The sequence below is a fragment of the Chryseobacterium camelliae genome (assembly GCF_002770595.1).
Lineage (GTDB): Bacteria > Bacteroidota > Bacteroidia > Flavobacteriales > Weeksellaceae > Chryseobacterium > Chryseobacterium camelliae.
The window spans coordinates 556,134-573,316 of record NZ_CP022986.1; the positions used below are offsets into that span (position 1 = coordinate 556,134).

Genomic DNA, 17,183 nt, shown 5'->3' on the forward strand with positions numbered 1-17,183 from the left:
TTGCGGAAAAGATGTTTAATAAAATATGCAGTATAATTTTATCAACAATAATAAGTACTGTAAATCAAGTCATTAAATAGTTTACAGCTGTACATTTTAATAATTTACATTTGTTTACAAATGTATTTTGTTGTTTTATATTTATTCTTTACATTTGTAAATACGTAAATATACAAATGTAATGGGCTTAAATGAGCGGATTTCCAAGGTCATTGAATATTCTAAACTCACTCCCTCTGAATTTGCAGATGAGGTGGATGTACAGCGATCATCCATCTCGCATATTACCTCGGGAAGGAACAAACCGTCCCTGGAATTTATTATTAAAATCAAATCGCGTTTTCCGGAAATCCTCTGGGATTGGTTAGTCAATGGCGAAGGGGAAATGCTGAAATCCGAATTGCCTGAGGACAGCGATCCGGATCTGGAACCTGAGCCGGAAGAAGAGATCATCGCTGACGAAAAAACAAAACCTACTCCTTTGTCAGATCTTTTTACGATGATGAATGATGAAGAAGATTTCGGATCAGATGAGCCGCTTACGGAGCCTTCTGTACAAGTGCCCCGAGAAGCCGTTATACCGGCCAGGACTGAAAGCATCCCTAAAATATCGGATTCTCAGCGATTAGCCCCTACTAATGAAGAAATATTAGGTCAAGTCATTGAAAAACAGACCAGTAAGATAAAGCGTATTGTGCTCTTCTATGAAAACGGAAAATTTGAAAGTTTTGAACCTTAACATGCGCTGTTAAGGGTATTATTCAATACCTGTTCAATACAAAAAAAGTAAACCCCGCATAGTTGCGGGGTTTACTCTTATATAAAGATTGAAAATTATCTGCTTCTCTTCCTTCTCTCCAGTTCTTTGCTGATCAGCCCGAGTTCCCGTCCGGTTTGCCCTGCTACGGAAGTATTTTCCTGGGCCCTTCTTGTCAGGTAAGGCACAACATCCTTCACGGGTCCGTACGGAAGGTATTTGGTGGCATTATATCCTTTATCTGAAAGGTAAAAAGTGATATTGTCACTCATCCCGTACAGCTGTCCGAAAAAGATATGAGGATTGTCATTGTCAAGGCCTCTGGCCTTCATTTTATCCATCACCAACTCAGAAGAGATTTCATTATGGGTACCGAAAAATGCCGAAAGCCTGTCCGGATGATCCATTACAAAATCAATTCCAGCATTGTAGTTTTTGTCCGTAGCTTCCTTATTCGGCTGGATAGGATCCGCATAACCTTTCTCTGCTGCTCTTGCCCGTTCCTTTTCCATATAGGCTCCTCTAACGATCTTATATCCGATAAAATAGCCTTTTTCATGTGCCCTCTGAAGATGGGACTGCATGTATTCGAGCCGTCCAGTCCTGTACATCTGGATGGTATTCCAGACGATCGGTTTTTCGCGGTTGTACTTTTCCATCATCTCCTCGCACAGGTGATCTGCTGCATCCTGCATCCATGTTTCCTCCGCATCTACCATTACTTTTTTATCATGCTCATGGCAAAGGCTGCATACTTCATCAAACCTTTTGACCACCCTTGTCCATTCTTCTTTCTGGCTGGAAGTAAGCTCTACGTTCTTCCCCACAGCTTCATACAGATCTATCCTCCCGAATGCCGTAGGCTTGAATACGATGAACGGAATGGCAGGATTTCCCACTGAAAATTTTACGATATCCTTGATTTCCGTGCAAACTGCATCAAACGTTTCCTCATCTTCTTTTCCTTCAATGGAATAATCGAAGATGCTTCCCACGCCTCTCTTGAAAAGCTGTTTCACAACTTTCATGCTTTCCTCACGCGTTTCGCCACCGCAAAACTGTTCGAACAGGGTATTTTTTACAATTCCGGTTACCATCGGAAAATTATTGTGGACAGTAAAATTCAGAACGGATGTTCCGATTTTGGTAAGGGCCGGCTGTTCAATCATTTTGAACATCCAGTATGCTTTCCTTAGCTGTGCATCAGATTTGTCTGCAAAAGCAATTTTAGTATCGTTAAAAATGGGCATTACTCGTATTAGATTAGTTCTGCAAAGGTAATGATAACCCCTGTTTTATTAAAGGATTTTTTTACAATTTGTTCTCAATTCCATTCAGGAGCATGGCAAGGATGCCGATAAAAACCCAGAACCGCAAAATATTGAGGGTAATGAATTTAGTCTTTCTGGTATACCTGATCATCAGATACATGCATACAGCCATAACCAATAATCCCGCTTCAAAATAATATCCCATGATTCCGGAAATACCCTCTTTATCAATCAGCTTCACGGAAACCCCCATAATCACAACGAGCAGTGCGCCGATAATGATCTTTGAGGTTTGCGGCTGGAAACTGTTTGAAATCGTATGATATCCGAAAGCCTTGTCGACACTCCTGGTAAGTGTATCTTTTACGATATCAATGCATAACAGGACTAGGAAAAGGAAAACAGCCATCAGCAGCACCTTCCAGGAAAACGTCTCATAATAGACCATCATCCCGAAAAACGGATATAACGTAAGGCTGACAAAAGTAAGGTTGTTAAGGATCAGGATACGGCTCAGCTTATGGCTGTAGAACCACATAAAAAACTGGTATACAAGGAAAAAAAGGAATACCCGGTAAGAGATGACAAGTGCCACACCTAAGGAAATGATCCCTAAAAACAGATAGACATAGAGGAAATACCGCTGCGATATAAAGCTCTGGATCCTTGTCCTGAACGGCTTGACCACATGGTCTTTCTCAAAATCGTAAAACTGGTTGATGATTCCTCCTGCCAGAATAGTGAGGACGGTACAGAAAATAATGCCGTGAACTTTGAAATCGAAGACGAATTTCCTGAAGGATTCATCCCGGTTAAAGAGGAAAAACGTAGACACATACAAGGCAAAAGTAAGCAATGCAGCTACGAAGAACCTGGTGCCGACCATGAAGCCCACCAGTTGTGAAAATCTGTAAAAAAGAGATTTGGATGCAGGAGACGGGGTCCGCAAATTTTCTTTTTCAGAATTCATTCAGGTCTTTTAAAATCTGTATATCACTTCTTTCTGGAATCCTTCAAGCATTTTTTCAGCCTTCTCGTAGTCTTTGGTAAACCCGAGGATATAGCCACCGCCTCCGCTTCCGCAAAGTTTCAGGTAATAGGCATTGGAATCCAGGCCTTTCTTCCAGATGTTGAAAATACTTTCCGGAATCATCGGGCGGAAATGTTCATAGGCCCAATGGGATAGCTTTTTCAGATTTCTGAAAAACGGATTCATGTCTTTTTTAAGGAATGCGTCAATACACGCATTGTTATAACGGATAAATTCTTCTTTCAGCGTTTTACGGAATCCTTCGGTTTTCATCTTCTCGAAGAAAATCTGGATCATTGGTCCCGTTTCACCGGTCATTCCCGAATCGATAAGGAAAATGGCTCCTTTTCCTTCCTCTCCGTCCGGTATAGACACCCGGTCAAGATTTTCCCTGTTCTCAATCAGGATCGGCAAGTTCATATAACAGATCAGAGGATCCATACCTGAGCTCTTACCATGGAAATAGCTTTCCATTTCGCCGAAAACAGCCTTTAAATTTTTCAGGTTCTCTTTGGAAATGTTTTCAGGATCGTGCTTGATCAGGGAATATTTCTCAAAAATGGCAGCAACAAGTGCACCTGAGCTTCCTACGCCGTATCCCTGAGGAATATTGGAATCGAAGAAAAGCCCTGCGGCAATATCATCTTTGAAACGCTGTACATCCAGGGTAAAGTCTTCCGGCAGCTGCAGTTCCTGAAGGAAATCAGCATACTTCTGAAGGTGTCCGTTGGATCTGGCCTCAAATTCCGAATGGCTTTCTGAGAACTTTAAAGTACCCTTATAGAAACTGTAAGGTACCACAAGTCCCTGGGAATCTTCAATCATTCCGTACTCCCCGAATAAGATAATCTTAGCGTAAAATAGAGGGTTGGTCATACCGTTAATAAATCTTTTGCAAATTTAGCAATTATTCCATTCATTACCGCAAAATCCGCGCCGAATATGACCAGAGTCACCTTTTACAGGAATTTTTAAAGCAATCAGATCAGATCACAATCAAAACGGTATGCAACAGTAATCATATCGTCTAAGATTTATTTCAAAATGGATCATTCAGGTGCATAAAAAAAGCTGTTGTAAAACAGCTTTAAATCTTATAACGTTTCCTTATGGCTAAGGGTTTTTAATTTCAGAAACCGGATCAGCACCAGCCCGACTCCAAAGAAAATGGTCATGGAGAGTGCTGCAATCCGCATATTATTGAAATGCTCAATCAAAGTAGCAAATATGAATGTTCCCAAAATGATCGCCAGCTTTTCCAGCACATCATAAAAACTGAAAAAGGTTGTGTTTTCCATGGAATCCTGCGGCAGGAGCTTGGAATACGTGGAACGCGACATCGCCTGAAGCCCTCCCATAACCAGACCTACAACGGCAGCAACCCCGTAGAACTGATATTCTACCGTAGGGTTTTCCTTGTTCAGGAAAAAAGCCCAGATACAGGCAATGATCCATAAAAATACGGCAATGGAAATCACGTTTTTATTACCGATCCTTCTGGATAGCCTGGAGAAAATCACGGCACCTATGATGGCCTCGATCTGAATGACCAGCAAAGTACCAATCAGCCTATCCTGTGCAAGGTTGATCTCACTTTTCCCGAATAAGGTCGCCATCAGGAAGATGGTCTGCATTCCCACACTGTAAAAGAAGAAGCTTGAAAGGAAAAACTTAAGGTTCCTGTCCTTGAACAGTTCTCTTCCCACTTTAAACAGTTCATGGAAACTCTCTTTGGCAATATCCTTATAAAAACAAAGGTTGTCTTTCAGCACTTCCATAAATCCGCCCTGGTCTTCATGTCTTTTGAAGAGGTTTTTGTAATTCAGCAATACCAGGTCTTTCGGCAGTTTATCCTTGACATCCCCGAACTGCGGCAGATGCTTGAAGGTATACTGTGAAAACCCGAACCACCATGCTCCCGTAAACAGGAAGCTGATCCTGGTAAAGAGCAATTGCTGGGCAGCGCCTTTGGCAAAAACCTGGATCAGGAGCAGACAGATCACCACAAGGATCACAGAACCTATATACCCATACACATATCCTTTGGCAGAAAGGGCATCCTGCTTATCCTGCGTAGCGATATCCGGTAAAAACGAATTATAAAATACAAGGCTCCCCCAGAATCCCACACTGGCCGTTATACTGAATAAAAGCCCGAGGAAGACATTCTGCATGCCGGTAAACATAGCAAGCCCCATACAGGAAGTCGCTCCGAGATAGCAGAAAAACTGAAGGAAAGATTTCTTATTCCCGATAGTATCTGCCAGTGAAGACAGAAACGGGGACAGGAAAACCACGATCAGGAAGGAAATGGTTAATGAATATCCATACACTGCATCCGGCTGGTATTCTTTCCCGAATATGGTGATCATATGCCGTACCGGGACATCAATCCAGCGTTTGCTTTCTGCTACATATTCCTTTTTCTCATATGCAGTGGTAAGAATAGAATAGTAGATGGGAAATATGGTTGATGTAATAACCAGTGAATAGACGGAGTTCGCCCAGTCATAGACCGCCCAGGCCTTCATGATCTTCGGGTTATTTTTTATATTCTGCGGTTGCGGATTCTCAATTTCAGACATTTCAAATAAAATATTAGTTGCACAAAAATAGAAAAACCATTAAGAAATGGATAAAGTTTTATAAAAATTATCCGTTTCTTAATGGTAGTATATTCTTAAGCAGTCGGTTATATATTCTCAATAACAATGGCAGAAGCCCCGCCGCCGCCGTTACAGATGGCTGCAGCACCATATTTACCGTTGTTCTGCTTCAATGCATTGATCAGGGTAACGATGATCCTAGATCCTGAACTTCCCAGCGGGTGTCCTAATGCAACCGCCCCTCCGTTAACATTTACTTTCGCAGCATCAAGGCCAAGGATTTTGTTATTGGCCAGGCCAACTACGGAAAATGCCTCATTGAATTCAAAGATATCAATATCAGCGATTTCAAGGCCTGCTTTTTTCAGCGCGATCGGCAATGCTTTAGCCGGTGCTGTAGTAAAGTTTTCCGGTTCCTGGGCAGCATCAGCATAAGAAACAATCTTAGCCAGAGGCTTCAGTCCGAGTTCCTCCATTTTTTCCTTTGATACCAGGATGAGGGCAGAAGCTCCGTCATTCAGCGTGGACGCATTGGCAGCCGTTACCGTACCTTCTTCTTTTTTAAATACGGTAGGAAGGGTAGAAATCCTGTCAAAGTTTACCGCTTTGTATTCTTCATCTTCGGCAAAGATTACAGGTTCTCCTTTTCTTTGTGGGATTTCCACCGGCACTACCTCATCCGAAAATCTGCCTTCGCTCCAGGCTTTTGCAGATCTTTTATATGATTCAATAGCAAAATTGTCCTGATCTTCTCTGGAAAAGCTGTAATCTGCTGCACACTTTTCAGCACAAACGCCCATATGCACTTTATTATAAACGTCGGTTAGGCCATCAAGCACCATACCGTCCTGCATTTTCACATCCCCCAGTTTGGTGGCTGTCCTGGCATGGTAATAATGCGGAACCATAGACATGTTTTCCATTCCTCCAGCTACAATCACCTCAGCATCACCGGCTTTGATAGCCTGCGCTGCCATGGTTACCGCTTTCATTCCGGACGCACATACTTTATTAATGGTGGTTGCCGGGGTACTGATGGAAAGTCCTGCTCCGATAGCAACCTGCCTTGCCGGTGCCTGGCCCTCTCCTGCCTGCAACACGTTCCCCATATAAATTTCCTGAACTTCTTTAGGATCAAGGCTGATCTTATCTAATGCTCCCTTTACAGCCACGGTTCCCAGCCTGGTGGCCGGAACAGCGGATAAACTCCCCATGAAACTTCCTATAGGTGTTCTAACTGCAGAAACAATGAATACTTCTTTCATGTGTATATAAATCTTTTTATTGTAGTATTAATTAGAAATGCTGATCCTATTCTATCGGCTTCTTATTTTTAGCCAGAAGCAGCAACAGAGCGCCTGCAAACTCCACCATCCATCCCCACTGCAATTTCACCACTCCGGCCAGGGTTTCGCTCCAGGACTTAAACGGCATAAAGCTGAAATACTGTAATGCCTGTACCTTAACGGCAAAGAGTGTAAAAATGAAGAGAAGGATCAGCAGGATTGCCGAAATCCTGATTATTTTTGACCGGCTGTTGATAATTCCCCATAGTGCCAGCGCACAGAGCATCCAACATCCTGAAGCCAGGAAATGGTCAAGCTTCCAATAGTTCCAGTTCCCGATTACAGGAATGTGGACGAGCGGAAGAAAACTGCCGATGACCACCAATAAGACTGCTGATAACTGAATATTTTTCATATTTCTTATCTTGCCAAAATACAAAAAAAATTATATTCCTCGTCACAGTAATATAAAAATGAACCTTGCAGAGCTATTTGCTCTAATACTCGAAAATACTTCATCTATAATTAAACATTCCATACTTTTTAAGCCTTATCATTGAGGATTTGACACATCCGCATTTTGATTGATAGGGTCCAAACAGACATTTTAATGTACATATGCTAACGGTGCATGAACATTTTTCATATTTTTGCTTAAAAATTAGCAATATGAAAAAAAAGGTTGTGCTGATTCAGGATAATGAAGACATCCTTAATATTATGGATGAAATCCTGGAAGACAAGGGTTTTGATGTAACTTCATCCCTGACTACGGAACCTATTGACAATATAGAGGAAATTGATCCCGATGTAGTTATTGTGGACGACTATATCAAAGGCGATAAAAAAGGTTCTGAAGTGATCAAAGACCTTAAAGAAGACCCTGAAACGGAAGATGTTTCCTCCGTATTAACCTCCACGTCTACTGAGCTCCCGCAGATTGCCAAGGAATGCAAAGCCGATGACTTCATTGAAAAACCTTTCGATATTGATCATATGGTAGATGTAGTCAAAAGGAATACATAAAATATTTAAATGCTGCCGTTTCATACCGGTACAGAAACCTTTGATTTCTTCTATCCATACCCTGATATTTAGATATGGATAATCATTACACCCATTATTTAAGCAATTGAATTGATATCTTCCGCAAAAGCTATATTTTCCGGATCCTCCTGAAGATAAAAAATCTCCCTTTCTTTCTGCCGTATGGTTTGCAGTTTTATCAACGGGACAATTCTGGTCAGTGTAACCTGATGTATTTTCCCTGAAGAATCCGCATATTCCAGGGTAAACCTGAACTGTGGGTTCTCATTGATATACGTTCCTGTCTGTTCTGTTTTGAAGATCTTTGCCATTGTTTTGAGGCCGGCAAATTTCAATCTCAGCAGGTCTTTACCAGCGATGAAACCGCCTCCTTTTCCCAGGAGCTTAAAAAAGATCAGCCATATCAGCAGGATGATCCCATAAATTACGAACGGAGATACAATCAACGGATGCCCGATCTCCAGGAAACGCCATCCGTACCCATGGTTCTCCAAAGAATATGCATATAAGAAATATCCGGTTACCAAAACAGCAAACATCAGCCACGCAACATAGAGACGATAATTGATCCGGGTCTGTATGCCATCCAATACTATATAAGGTTGTTTTCTAAAGGTTTCGTCTACCCATAAATAGATCGTGTTTCCTGTTTCGAACCTTTTCTGTGCCGGTTTTGAATCATTGATTTCCATGGTGTGCCATACTGTTGTACCGCGCAGGTTGTCAAACTCCATGATAATGGATCTACGTTCAAACTTACTTGAAATAGATCCCAGCGTCTTGGACTCAATGATTTCCGCACTTATTTTTTTGCCGTGTTTTGAAATGTAGCCAATATTCCGCTGCGCCTGAAAAGAATACTTGTAAATCATGTACAATGCCAGCAGGAAAATACCCGTCCAGAGCGTAATGCTGAGGATCAGGTAGAAAATGGCCGTACTGCCGCTTCTGTTTGCCAAATCACTGTAATGAACCGTACTGTAATAGATAATAGCAGGATGGACAAAAATAAAATACAGAATGATGATCACCCAAAATAATCCTAAAGCTCTTTTAATCATACCCCTTTTTCATGTGTTTAACCGGATCATGAAATGTAAACTTCCGGAATCAAATAGTATGCCTATTGCAGGGATACAACAGGCATAATGAGGTCCTACGACCGATAAGACCAGTTCAACAGTTCTTTATTTCGGCAGATCGATAGCACCAAAACCAATTATAAATACTGTTATGCATACTTTGAGATCCTGTATTATTTTAAACCATCCAGGATATTTTTCACGATCATTTCCGCATCTTCTCCCGCACCATACACCAGTCCGGATTTCTTCTTCCTTACCCATGGAAAACCCAGGCAGTAGACACCGTCTTTTATTTTGCCTTCTGTGTACCTGGGAATTCCACTGGTATCAAGCCAGGAGTCCGGCAGATAGGTAAAATCAGATCCGAATCCCGTTGCCCAGATGATGGTACTGATGTGATCCGAATCAAAAGCCAGCTTATGAATCCCAGATGCAGCGTGGAAATGTTTATCAGGAATGTCTGCTTTGTCATGCTCTACAGGAGGCATGGAAATCGCACCAGACTGATGTTTCAGGTAAGCATCGATTGCCTTTTTTATTGATGTTGAAGCCTCATCAGCAAAACGGATATGCTCTTTTGCATTGTCAGCAAAATATAAACTTCTGTTTCCCGTATCTTCCATATTCCCTAAGACACTCACACCAAGCTGAAACAGCCCTCCGTTTCCAATATCTTTAAGGCTTCCTAAAATAGTTACGCCGAGGTGATGCAAAGACTGGTAACTTACCGTATGTCCCAGAATGCCTACACCTGAGCTCTGCGGCTGTGTGGCACCCAATTCCGGCTTCTCTTTCAACTGGGACGCTGTGATGTCGTGACTACCGATCATTTCCATCCATTCCATGATATCTTTTCCCCTGTAGCGTCTGGGTGCACGCGGTACTTTGCTGCTTGCCAGATATACGTTGCGTCCTGAAACGGCGAGTTCTTCTGCGATCTGACAGCCCGACTGTCCTCCTCCCACCACTAAAATATTCCCGTCAGGAAGCTGACCCGGGTTTTTATATTCTGAAGCATGCAGCTGAAGTATATCCTGAGGGACATTTTCGGATAATTCCGGAAACCGGCTGCGGTTCATCATTCCCGAAGCAATAATGACTGCTTTGGCACTCCACTCACTACAATAACCTCCTCTTTCAGCCGTGATAATAAAGCGGCTGCCTTCATCATGGATACTCATTACTTTACAGTGTTCCTTTATCGGCAACTGAAAGGTGTTTACGTATAATTTAAGATAATCTGTAAAGCTGTCTTTTGTCATGAACTGATCCCTGATCTTTTCCTGAAGCTTCAGTCCCGGAAGCCATGTCATCCAGTTCGGCGTATTCATTTTGAATGAATTCCACCGCTGTGTGCTCCATGAGCTGCCAATGGTATGCTGCTCCAATACACAATGTTGTATTCCTTTTTGATGAAGAAAATAACTGGCGGCCAATCCTGCCTGTCCGGCTCCTATGATAATCACATCCTGTTTAAAATCCATTTGATTATAGAATAAATTATTACTTTTGTACAAAGTTGGGCGTTGAGGTTGGGATAGAGATAACGCAGGAATGATTAAAAATGACGCGATCATGCAAAAACGTAAAAACGTATGTATAGAACGGCAGAATCTGCAGGACAGTTTTTTTGTGCCATATATCGAAAAACAGCATTCGCTTACCAGGGATTCCAGCTCCTTTTCTTTCCGCGAAACAAGTTTCAACCATCTTCAGTTCATTGAATGCGGCTATCAGTTATACAGTGATGAAAACATATGCATAGACGTTGAAGATGAAGTACTGGAAATGCACTTCCGCCTGCAAGGGTCCAGCAGCATAACGAGGAATGGCAGACCGGTAAAACTTCAACAGGCAAACCATATGCTGACCTTTCAGCAGGAAAACCGGCAACAGGTTCAAATGCATCCGGTACAGAATGGAGACTTTTATGAGATCAGGATCGGTGTTTCCCATTTTGAGAAACTGCTGAGTGATTTTTACCAGCCTTCTATGGGGTATTCAGGAGCACCTTTACTTCTTACTCCGGAAATGCATCTGCTGATTTCCCAGATGAAAGGAACTGCCTACACCGGCAAGATGAAATCTTTATTCCTTGAGGCAAAGATGACTGAATTATTTCTCCTCCAACTGCAGCAGAACCAAGCACTTGCTTCGGGCAGAGATTTCAACATCAGAAATTCGGAAAAAGAAAAAATGCATCAGGTCAAAGAACTGATTGAACAGTATACTGATCAGTTTTTAACCGTTTCGGAACTGGCCCTACATTCTGATCTCACCCCCCGAAAACTCATGCAGGGATTTAAAGCATTATTTGGCTGTACGGTATATCAGTACATCATAGAACTGAAAATGCAGACTGCAAGAAGACTTTTACTTAATACAGATAAGTATGTCAATGAAATAGCACAGGATGTAGGATATCAGAACCCCCAGCATTTTATTGCTGCTTTCAAAAGAAAATTCGGTATCTCACCGGGGAAATTGAAAAATTGATCGTGTTTATATACCTATTTACATACAAAACCAATATCACAGAGTATGAATCCAAAACTTAAAAATGAAATCCTTCAGCTGTACAGAACGTTAAAGGAAGAAGACAACAAGAAAGAAAACAGGTTAGACCGCTGGAGGAACCTTGAGCCTGAATCAGCAGAATTTATTTCGATCATTATCAAAGGACAAAATACCCGCAATATGCTGGAACTGGGAACGTCTAACGGTTTCTCGACATTATGGTTTGCGGATGCCCTTGGAAAAACAGGAGGCCAATTGGTTACGGTAGAGATAGACCGCCAAAGGACGCAGCTGGCCAAAGATCATCTGGCTGCCTACGCTATTGAATCCGATGTTGAGTTCATTACCGGTGACGCCAAAGAATTCCTACATACTGCGGAGCCGGTTTATGATATTATATTCCTGGATGCCGAAAGGAAGTTCTATACGGAATACTGGAAAGACCTGAAAAGGCTGCTCAGCTTGAAAGGTTCTATGCTGATCGTTGACAATGTAGTTTCGCACAAAGATGAAGTACAGGACTTTATTGCCCTTATTGAACAGGAGCATGCCTATTCCCTTTCGATACTGCCGGTAGGTGCAGGATTGTTATGGGTAACTCTAGACTGAACACAGGATATGCTAATATTAATTTAAAAACTACACCCTGGCTTTCGTTCATAAAAAAATTGCACCTGATCAGGTGCAATTTGTATTGAAGTTACATGTATTATTTTAATGCTTTACCTTAGAAATCTCCTCAGGATGATGCTTATGCTTAAATAATACTGCGAACAGGATGGCTAAAACCAATGCATAAGCTGCAAAAGAAAGCCAGATCTGATGCCAGTCTTTTACCATGACGATGGATGATAATGTCCCGTCCGGCTGAACCGCTGCATTGAAGCTCTTTTTAAGGATTTCCAGGAATGTAGGGTTATCCGGCGTTGTCTGGAGATAAGCGGAAAGTTCCGATGCGCTGGTGAATTTATGGGTGAAAAAACGGTCAATAGCCCAGCCAGCGATATAGCTTCCCAATACGGCTCCAAAACCGTTGGTCATCATCATAAACAGCCCCTGTGCAGAGGAACGGATCTTTTTATCCGTGGTCGTCTCAACAAACAGAGAGCCTGAGATATTAAAGAAATCGAAAGCCATTCCGTAAACGATACACGAAGCAATAATAAGTATCAGGCCGAATCCATCAGGAATCCCGTAAGCAAAAAGCCCGAACCTCAATACCCATGCAAGCATGGACATCAGCATTACTTTTTTGATCCCGAATTTCTTCAGGAAAAAAGGAATCGCAAGGATAAACAGGGTCTCTGAAACCTGTGATATGGACATGATGATGGTTGAACGCTGTACCACGAAGGAATCTGCATATTTCGGGAAATGCTCAAACTCGCTGAGGAAAACATCCCCGTAAGCGTTTGTTAGCTGCAGCGCAGCACCCAGAAGCATGGAAAACAGCAGGAATAATGCGGTTTTATAATTCGCGAACAATTTAAAGGCATTCAGGCCCAGCTGCTGGTACAGCGGTGCTTTCTCGTCAATGAGTTTCTGTGGAGGACATTTCGGCAGCGTCAGGGCGTAAATCCCAAGGACAACAGCTACAGTCCCGGCAATATAAAACTGCCCTTCCGTCGCTTTGTTACCGGTAAGATTAGTGATCCACATGGCCACGATAAATCCTACGGTTCCCCATACGCGGATCGGTGGGAAATCTTTAACGACATCCAAGTCACTGTTTTTCAGGATCGTATAGGAAATGGAATTCGCCAGAGCGATGGTAGGCATGTAAAAGCACATGGCAAGCAGCATCACATAGAAGAAAGAATCCGGGGTGAGGGTATGCGGCAAAATAAACAATACCACACCATACAAAATGTGGAGTACCGAGAAAATCCTTTCTGCATTCACCCAGCGGTCTGCAATAATCCCGGTGATGGTCGGCATAAAAATGGAAGCTATCCCCATGGTTCCGAATACGGCTCCAAACTGGGTTCCATCCCAATGTTTTGTTCCGAACCAAAAATTGGCCATCGTAATCAGCCATGCTCCCCAGACAAAAAACTGGAGGAAACTGAGGATGGTCAAACGTAATTTTAAATTCATAAGTCAGTTATCAGGTATCTTAATCTATTTTTTTCTTTCTCCTCTTGATCTCCTCCTGGATTTCAAGTGCCGTATCATAATCTTCATCTTTAACAGCTTCATCAAGCAATTTCTGCAGCTCTTCCATTGAAATAGACTTCAGGTTGTCTTCAGCAGGCAGTGTTTCTGAAAATGACTCCTCCTCTTTTGAAACATCTTCAAGTTCCAGAAGGATTCCGGCCTCATTCAGGACCTGCTGGGTGGTGAAAATAGGGGCATCAAACCGTACTGCCATGGCAACGGCATCCGAAGTTCTGGCATCAAGGATCAGCTCTTCGTCATTCACCTTATTTCTGAAATTGATATTCGAAAAGAAAACACCGTCTACGATCTGGTAAATAATTACTGAAACCAGCTCATACCCCGTAGAAGCGATGAATTTTGAAAAAAGGTCATGGGTAAGTGGCCGCGGAGGATGGATATCTTTCTCCAGGCCCAGAGAAATGGATTGTGCCTCAAAATTTCCTATCACAACAGGTAATTTTATATGAGATTCTTCATGTTCCAATAGCAATGCGTACGCTCCTGATTGTGTCTGGCTGTACGATATTCCGCGAATAATTAACTGTTTGTAATCCATAAGTACAAATATAGATTAATTTTTCAAAGTTTTTTTTACTTTTTAGACAAAAATAAAAGCCCGGAAACGGGCTTTCATAAGCGAATGGTGAATTAACTCTGTTGTCAATTTTGCTTCGCAGGTGAATCTCTAAATTGACTTTAAAATTGACAGGCAAAGCGAATTGACTATTGACGATTCACTTTTTTTATCCTTTCAGGGCTTTGATCTTCTGCGTTAATGCCGGAACGATCTGGAATAAATCTCCTGCTACCCCGTAATCTGCAGATTTGAAGAACGGTGCTTCAGGATCATTATTGATCACGACGATGGTTTTGGATGAATTCACCCCTGCAAGATGCTGAATAGCTCCAGAAATTCCTACAGCGATATACAGATTAGGTGCGATCGCTTTACCGGTTTGCCCAACGTGCTCGGAATGCGGTCTCCATCCGATATCTGATACCGGTTTTGAACACGCGGTAGCTGCTCCCAGTACATTGGCAAGGTCTTCAACCATGCCCCAGTTTTCAGGCCCTTTCATTCCTCTTCCTGCTGAAACTACTACTTCCGCTTCCTTCAGGTCCAGCTTTCCTGAACTTTGCTCATGCGAGATCACTTTGGTATCTTCATTGGCAACAGAAAGATTTTTTACCTCTTCCGAACCTGATACTGCATTCTCTTTCACTCCGAAAGCGTTCTGCGAAACGGTAACGATTACTCCTGTTCCTTCAGCTTTTGCATGCATGAAACCTTTACCCGAAAATGCCCTTCTTTTCACCTGGAATGGGGATGTGCTTTCCGGAGCTTCAAGAACATTGGTAATTAAAGAATAGTTCTTCATTACAGCAAGCATCGGCGCAATGGATGAAGCATCTGTAGTATGAGGGAATATGATGATATTACCATCTGCTACTTCATGAACTGCCTGTGCATAGGCTTTTGCTGAAAAGCTCTTAAGGCCTTCGTCTTTGATATTGATCACATGGGATGCACCGTATTTATACAATGCGTCTGAAGAATCGGTTGGGTTTACCGTGATTGCTGTAACAGTATCTCCTGTCTGGTCTGCTACTGCTTTTGCGTATGATACAGCTTCAAAAGCCGCCTTTTTGTAAACTCCGTTTATATTTTCTGCGTATACGAATACTGCCATTTTTTTGGATTTAATAATTAACAATTAAAATATTAAAAATCGAGAGCCTAACAATCAGCCCCTGATTTTGAATTTAGATTACTTTAGCTTCCTCGTGCAGCAATCTTACCAGTTCGTCAAGGTTATCTGCAGAAACCATTTTGACCGCAGCCCTAGGCGGAACACTGTCAAATGATACTCCCTGAACTTTCACTTCTGAAGAAGAAGGCTCAACCACCTGAAGAGGCTTGGTCCTTGCAGACATAATTCCCCTCATATTCGGAATGATGAGTTCTTTCTCATCTACCAGCCCTTTCTGTCCTGCAATAACCGCAGGCAGCTTTACGGAAATTGTTTCCTTCCCTCCTTCAATCTCTCTCACTGCTGTTGCCTCGCTTCCGTTGACATCCATTCCTACCGCAGCATTTACGAAAGGCAGGTTCAGCAATTGTGCCAACATCCCCGGTACAGAACCTCCGTTATAGTCAAGGGATTCTTTTCCGCAAAGAATGATGTCGTATCCTCCGTTCTGAGCCACTGCAGCAATTTCCTTAGCAGTAGAAAAGCTGTCCTTAGGATCAACGTTGATCCGAATAGCATCATTTGCACCGATAGCTAGAGCTTTCCTGATCACAGGCTCGGTAGTAGCATCCCCTACATTAAGTACCGTTACGGTAGCTCCCTGAGATTCCTGAAGCTTTACGGCTTTTGTTAAAGCGAACTCATCAAGCGGGTTGATTACCCACTGAATTCCGTTTTTGTCGAAGGCAGATTTATCTGCTGTAAAGTTAATTTTGGAAGTAGTATCCGGAACACTACTGATACAAACTAATATTTTCATATGTTGTTTTAATTTTTTTATTGCCTTATGCAGCCGTGAGGCCGTATGCGGAAATTCTTATATTTAACTCCTGCTAATATAATTAAAAAATATATTATGCATGCATAATACTTATAGATTTATTATTCAATACATTAGAACTTTCATCAGGCCGGTTTGGTCGCCCTGAATTCGATCTTGCTCGGTAAAACTCTCGGATTCATCTTTAAAATGTCCAGGATAAGGTTTCCCATATCTTCGGGCTGGATTTTCCAGCTGTCTTTTTCTGAAGGGATATTCCCGTTAAAGTTCGTGGCAACGGATCCGGGCATGATCACTGTGGATTTGATATCGTATTTCCTGAGGTCGATCATGGCTGCCTGGGTGAAGCCTACCACCCCAAATTTGGATGCATTATATCCTGCTCCGTTTTCAAAGAAATTGGCTCCCGCAAGGCTTGCAATGGTAATATAATATCCTTTGCTCTTCTTGAGTTCTTCCACGGAAGCTTTCAGCGTGTAGAATACACCGGTAAGATTGGTTTCTATCATATCGTTCCATTCTTCTGCTGTAAGCTGATCTACAGGTTTAAAAACACCCAGTCCCGCATTGGCTATGACAAAGTCCAGCCTGCCGAATTTTTCTTTTGCAGCATCAACAGCCTGCTGCTCGCTTTCCAGGCTTCGTACATCAGAAACAATTCCCAGAACATTCCCGGAATACTGTTTCAATTCTTCTTCCGCTTTCAGCACATCTTCCTTTTTCCTTCCTGAAAAGGCTACAGATACTCCGTTTTTCAGTAAAATTTCAGCAATTCCGAAGCCGATTCCTTTTGTTCCTCCTGTAATATAAGCGACTTTATTTTCTAACATAGTATTTTGGATTTAGTTCCTAAAAATAAGAAAAACGCTCCAAACGGAGCGTTTTTACTAAC

At 42.2% G+C, this 17,183-nt stretch carries 17 protein-coding genes; 4 read left to right on the forward strand and 13 right to left on the reverse strand.

The features are described from left to right. Positions 1-181: 181 nt before the first annotated feature. Positions 182-739 (forward strand): helix-turn-helix domain-containing protein, encoded by a 558-nt coding sequence (locus CGB83_RS02520; protein WP_100074366.1) that lies wholly within the window; start codon positions 182-184, stop codon positions 737-739. Positions 740-834: 95 nt separating this feature from the next. Here the strand turns inward: CGB83_RS02520 and CGB83_RS02525 are convergent, their stop codons facing one another. The 6 genes from CGB83_RS02525 to CGB83_RS02550 all read right to left on the reverse strand — a co-directional run bounded on the left by CGB83_RS02525 (position 835) and on the right by CGB83_RS02550 (position 7,365). Further along, positions 835-2,007 carry a proline dehydrogenase family protein gene (locus CGB83_RS02525; protein ID WP_100074367.1) on the reverse strand — a complete coding sequence of 391 codons (1,173 nt, stop codon included), beginning with the start codon at positions 2,005-2,007 and terminating at the stop codon, positions 835-837. Positions 2,008-2,068: 61 nt separating this feature from the next. Next, a complete protein-coding gene (locus CGB83_RS02530) occupies positions 2,069-2,998 on the reverse strand; it encodes a UbiA family prenyltransferase (protein WP_100074368.1) in 930 nt (309 codons plus the stop codon). Between the two features lie 9 nt (positions 2,999-3,007). Next, the gene (locus CGB83_RS02535; protein WP_100074369.1) at positions 3,008-3,934 is read right to left on the reverse strand and encodes a mevalonate kinase family protein; all 927 of its coding nucleotides are present in this window, start codon (positions 3,932-3,934) and stop codon (positions 3,008-3,010) included. Positions 3,935-4,152: 218 nt separating this feature from the next. After that, positions 4,153-5,643 (reverse strand): MFS transporter, encoded by a 1,491-nt coding sequence (locus tag CGB83_RS02540; protein WP_100074370.1) that lies wholly within the window; start codon positions 5,641-5,643, stop codon positions 4,153-4,155. Positions 5,644-5,750: 107 nt separating this feature from the next. Then, positions 5,751-6,929, reverse strand: coding sequence for an acetyl-CoA C-acyltransferase (locus CGB83_RS02545; RefSeq protein WP_100074371.1), 1,179 nt, complete (start codon positions 6,927-6,929; stop codon positions 5,751-5,753). A 46-nt stretch (positions 6,930-6,975) separates the two neighbouring features. Next, complete coding sequence (locus CGB83_RS02550; RefSeq protein WP_100074372.1) at positions 6,976-7,365, reverse strand: hypothetical protein; 390 nt, start codon at positions 7,363-7,365, stop codon at positions 6,976-6,978. Between the two features lie 254 nt (positions 7,366-7,619). Between CGB83_RS02550 and CGB83_RS02555 the strand changes: the two genes are divergently transcribed. Continuing rightward, positions 7,620-7,976 (forward strand): response regulator, encoded by a 357-nt coding sequence (locus tag CGB83_RS02555; protein ID WP_157761273.1) that lies wholly within the window; start codon positions 7,620-7,622, stop codon positions 7,974-7,976. Between the two features lie 98 nt (positions 7,977-8,074). Here CGB83_RS02555 and CGB83_RS02560 read toward each other — a convergent pair whose 3' ends face one another. Both CGB83_RS02560 and CGB83_RS02565 read right to left on the reverse strand, forming a co-directional pair. Continuing rightward, a complete protein-coding gene (locus CGB83_RS02560; RefSeq protein ID WP_100074374.1) occupies positions 8,075-9,058 on the reverse strand; it encodes a hypothetical protein in 984 nt (327 codons plus the stop codon). Positions 9,059-9,252: 194 nt separating this feature from the next. Further along, positions 9,253-10,566, reverse strand: coding sequence for a flavin-containing monooxygenase (locus CGB83_RS02565; protein ID WP_157761274.1), 1,314 nt, complete (start codon positions 10,564-10,566; stop codon positions 9,253-9,255). Positions 10,567-10,657: 91 nt separating this feature from the next. Here CGB83_RS02565 and CGB83_RS02570 point away from each other — a divergent pair, with 91 nt between their 5' ends. Both CGB83_RS02570 and CGB83_RS02575 read left to right on the forward strand, forming a co-directional pair. Beyond that, the gene (locus CGB83_RS02570; protein ID WP_157761275.1) at positions 10,658-11,578 is read left to right on the forward strand and encodes a helix-turn-helix transcriptional regulator; all 921 of its coding nucleotides are present in this window, start codon (positions 10,658-10,660) and stop codon (positions 11,576-11,578) included. 45 nt (positions 11,579-11,623) lie between these two features. Then, on the forward strand, positions 11,624-12,208 hold the full coding sequence (locus CGB83_RS02575; RefSeq protein WP_100074377.1) for an O-methyltransferase: 585 nt from the start codon (positions 11,624-11,626) through the stop codon (positions 12,206-12,208). A 105-nt stretch (positions 12,209-12,313) separates the two neighbouring features. Here CGB83_RS02575 and CGB83_RS02580 read toward each other — a convergent pair whose 3' ends face one another. The 5 genes from CGB83_RS02580 to CGB83_RS02600 all read right to left on the reverse strand — a co-directional run bounded on the left by CGB83_RS02580 (position 12,314) and on the right by CGB83_RS02600 (position 17,121). Then, positions 12,314-13,696 (reverse strand): nucleoside permease, encoded by a 1,383-nt coding sequence (locus tag CGB83_RS02580; RefSeq protein WP_100074378.1) that lies wholly within the window; start codon positions 13,694-13,696, stop codon positions 12,314-12,316. 19 nt (positions 13,697-13,715) lie between these two features. Further along, positions 13,716-14,315 carry a bifunctional nuclease family protein gene (locus tag CGB83_RS02585; RefSeq protein ID WP_100074379.1) on the reverse strand — a complete coding sequence of 200 codons (600 nt, stop codon included), beginning with the start codon at positions 14,313-14,315 and terminating at the stop codon, positions 13,716-13,718. Positions 14,316-14,502: 187 nt separating this feature from the next. Continuing rightward, positions 14,503-15,450, reverse strand: a complete 948-nt coding sequence (locus tag CGB83_RS02590; RefSeq protein ID WP_100074380.1) for an electron transfer flavoprotein subunit alpha/FixB family protein — start codon at positions 15,448-15,450, stop codon at positions 14,503-14,505. A gap of 73 nt (positions 15,451-15,523) precedes the next feature. Continuing rightward, positions 15,524-16,270: an electron transfer flavoprotein subunit beta/FixA family protein gene (locus CGB83_RS02595; RefSeq protein ID WP_100074381.1), complete on the reverse strand. Its 747-nt coding sequence runs from the start codon at positions 16,268-16,270 to the stop codon at positions 15,524-15,526. A 146-nt stretch (positions 16,271-16,416) separates the two neighbouring features. Continuing rightward, complete coding sequence (locus CGB83_RS02600) at positions 16,417-17,121, reverse strand: SDR family oxidoreductase (protein WP_100074382.1); 705 nt, start codon at positions 17,119-17,121, stop codon at positions 16,417-16,419. Between the last annotated feature and the right edge of the window lie 62 nt (positions 17,122-17,183).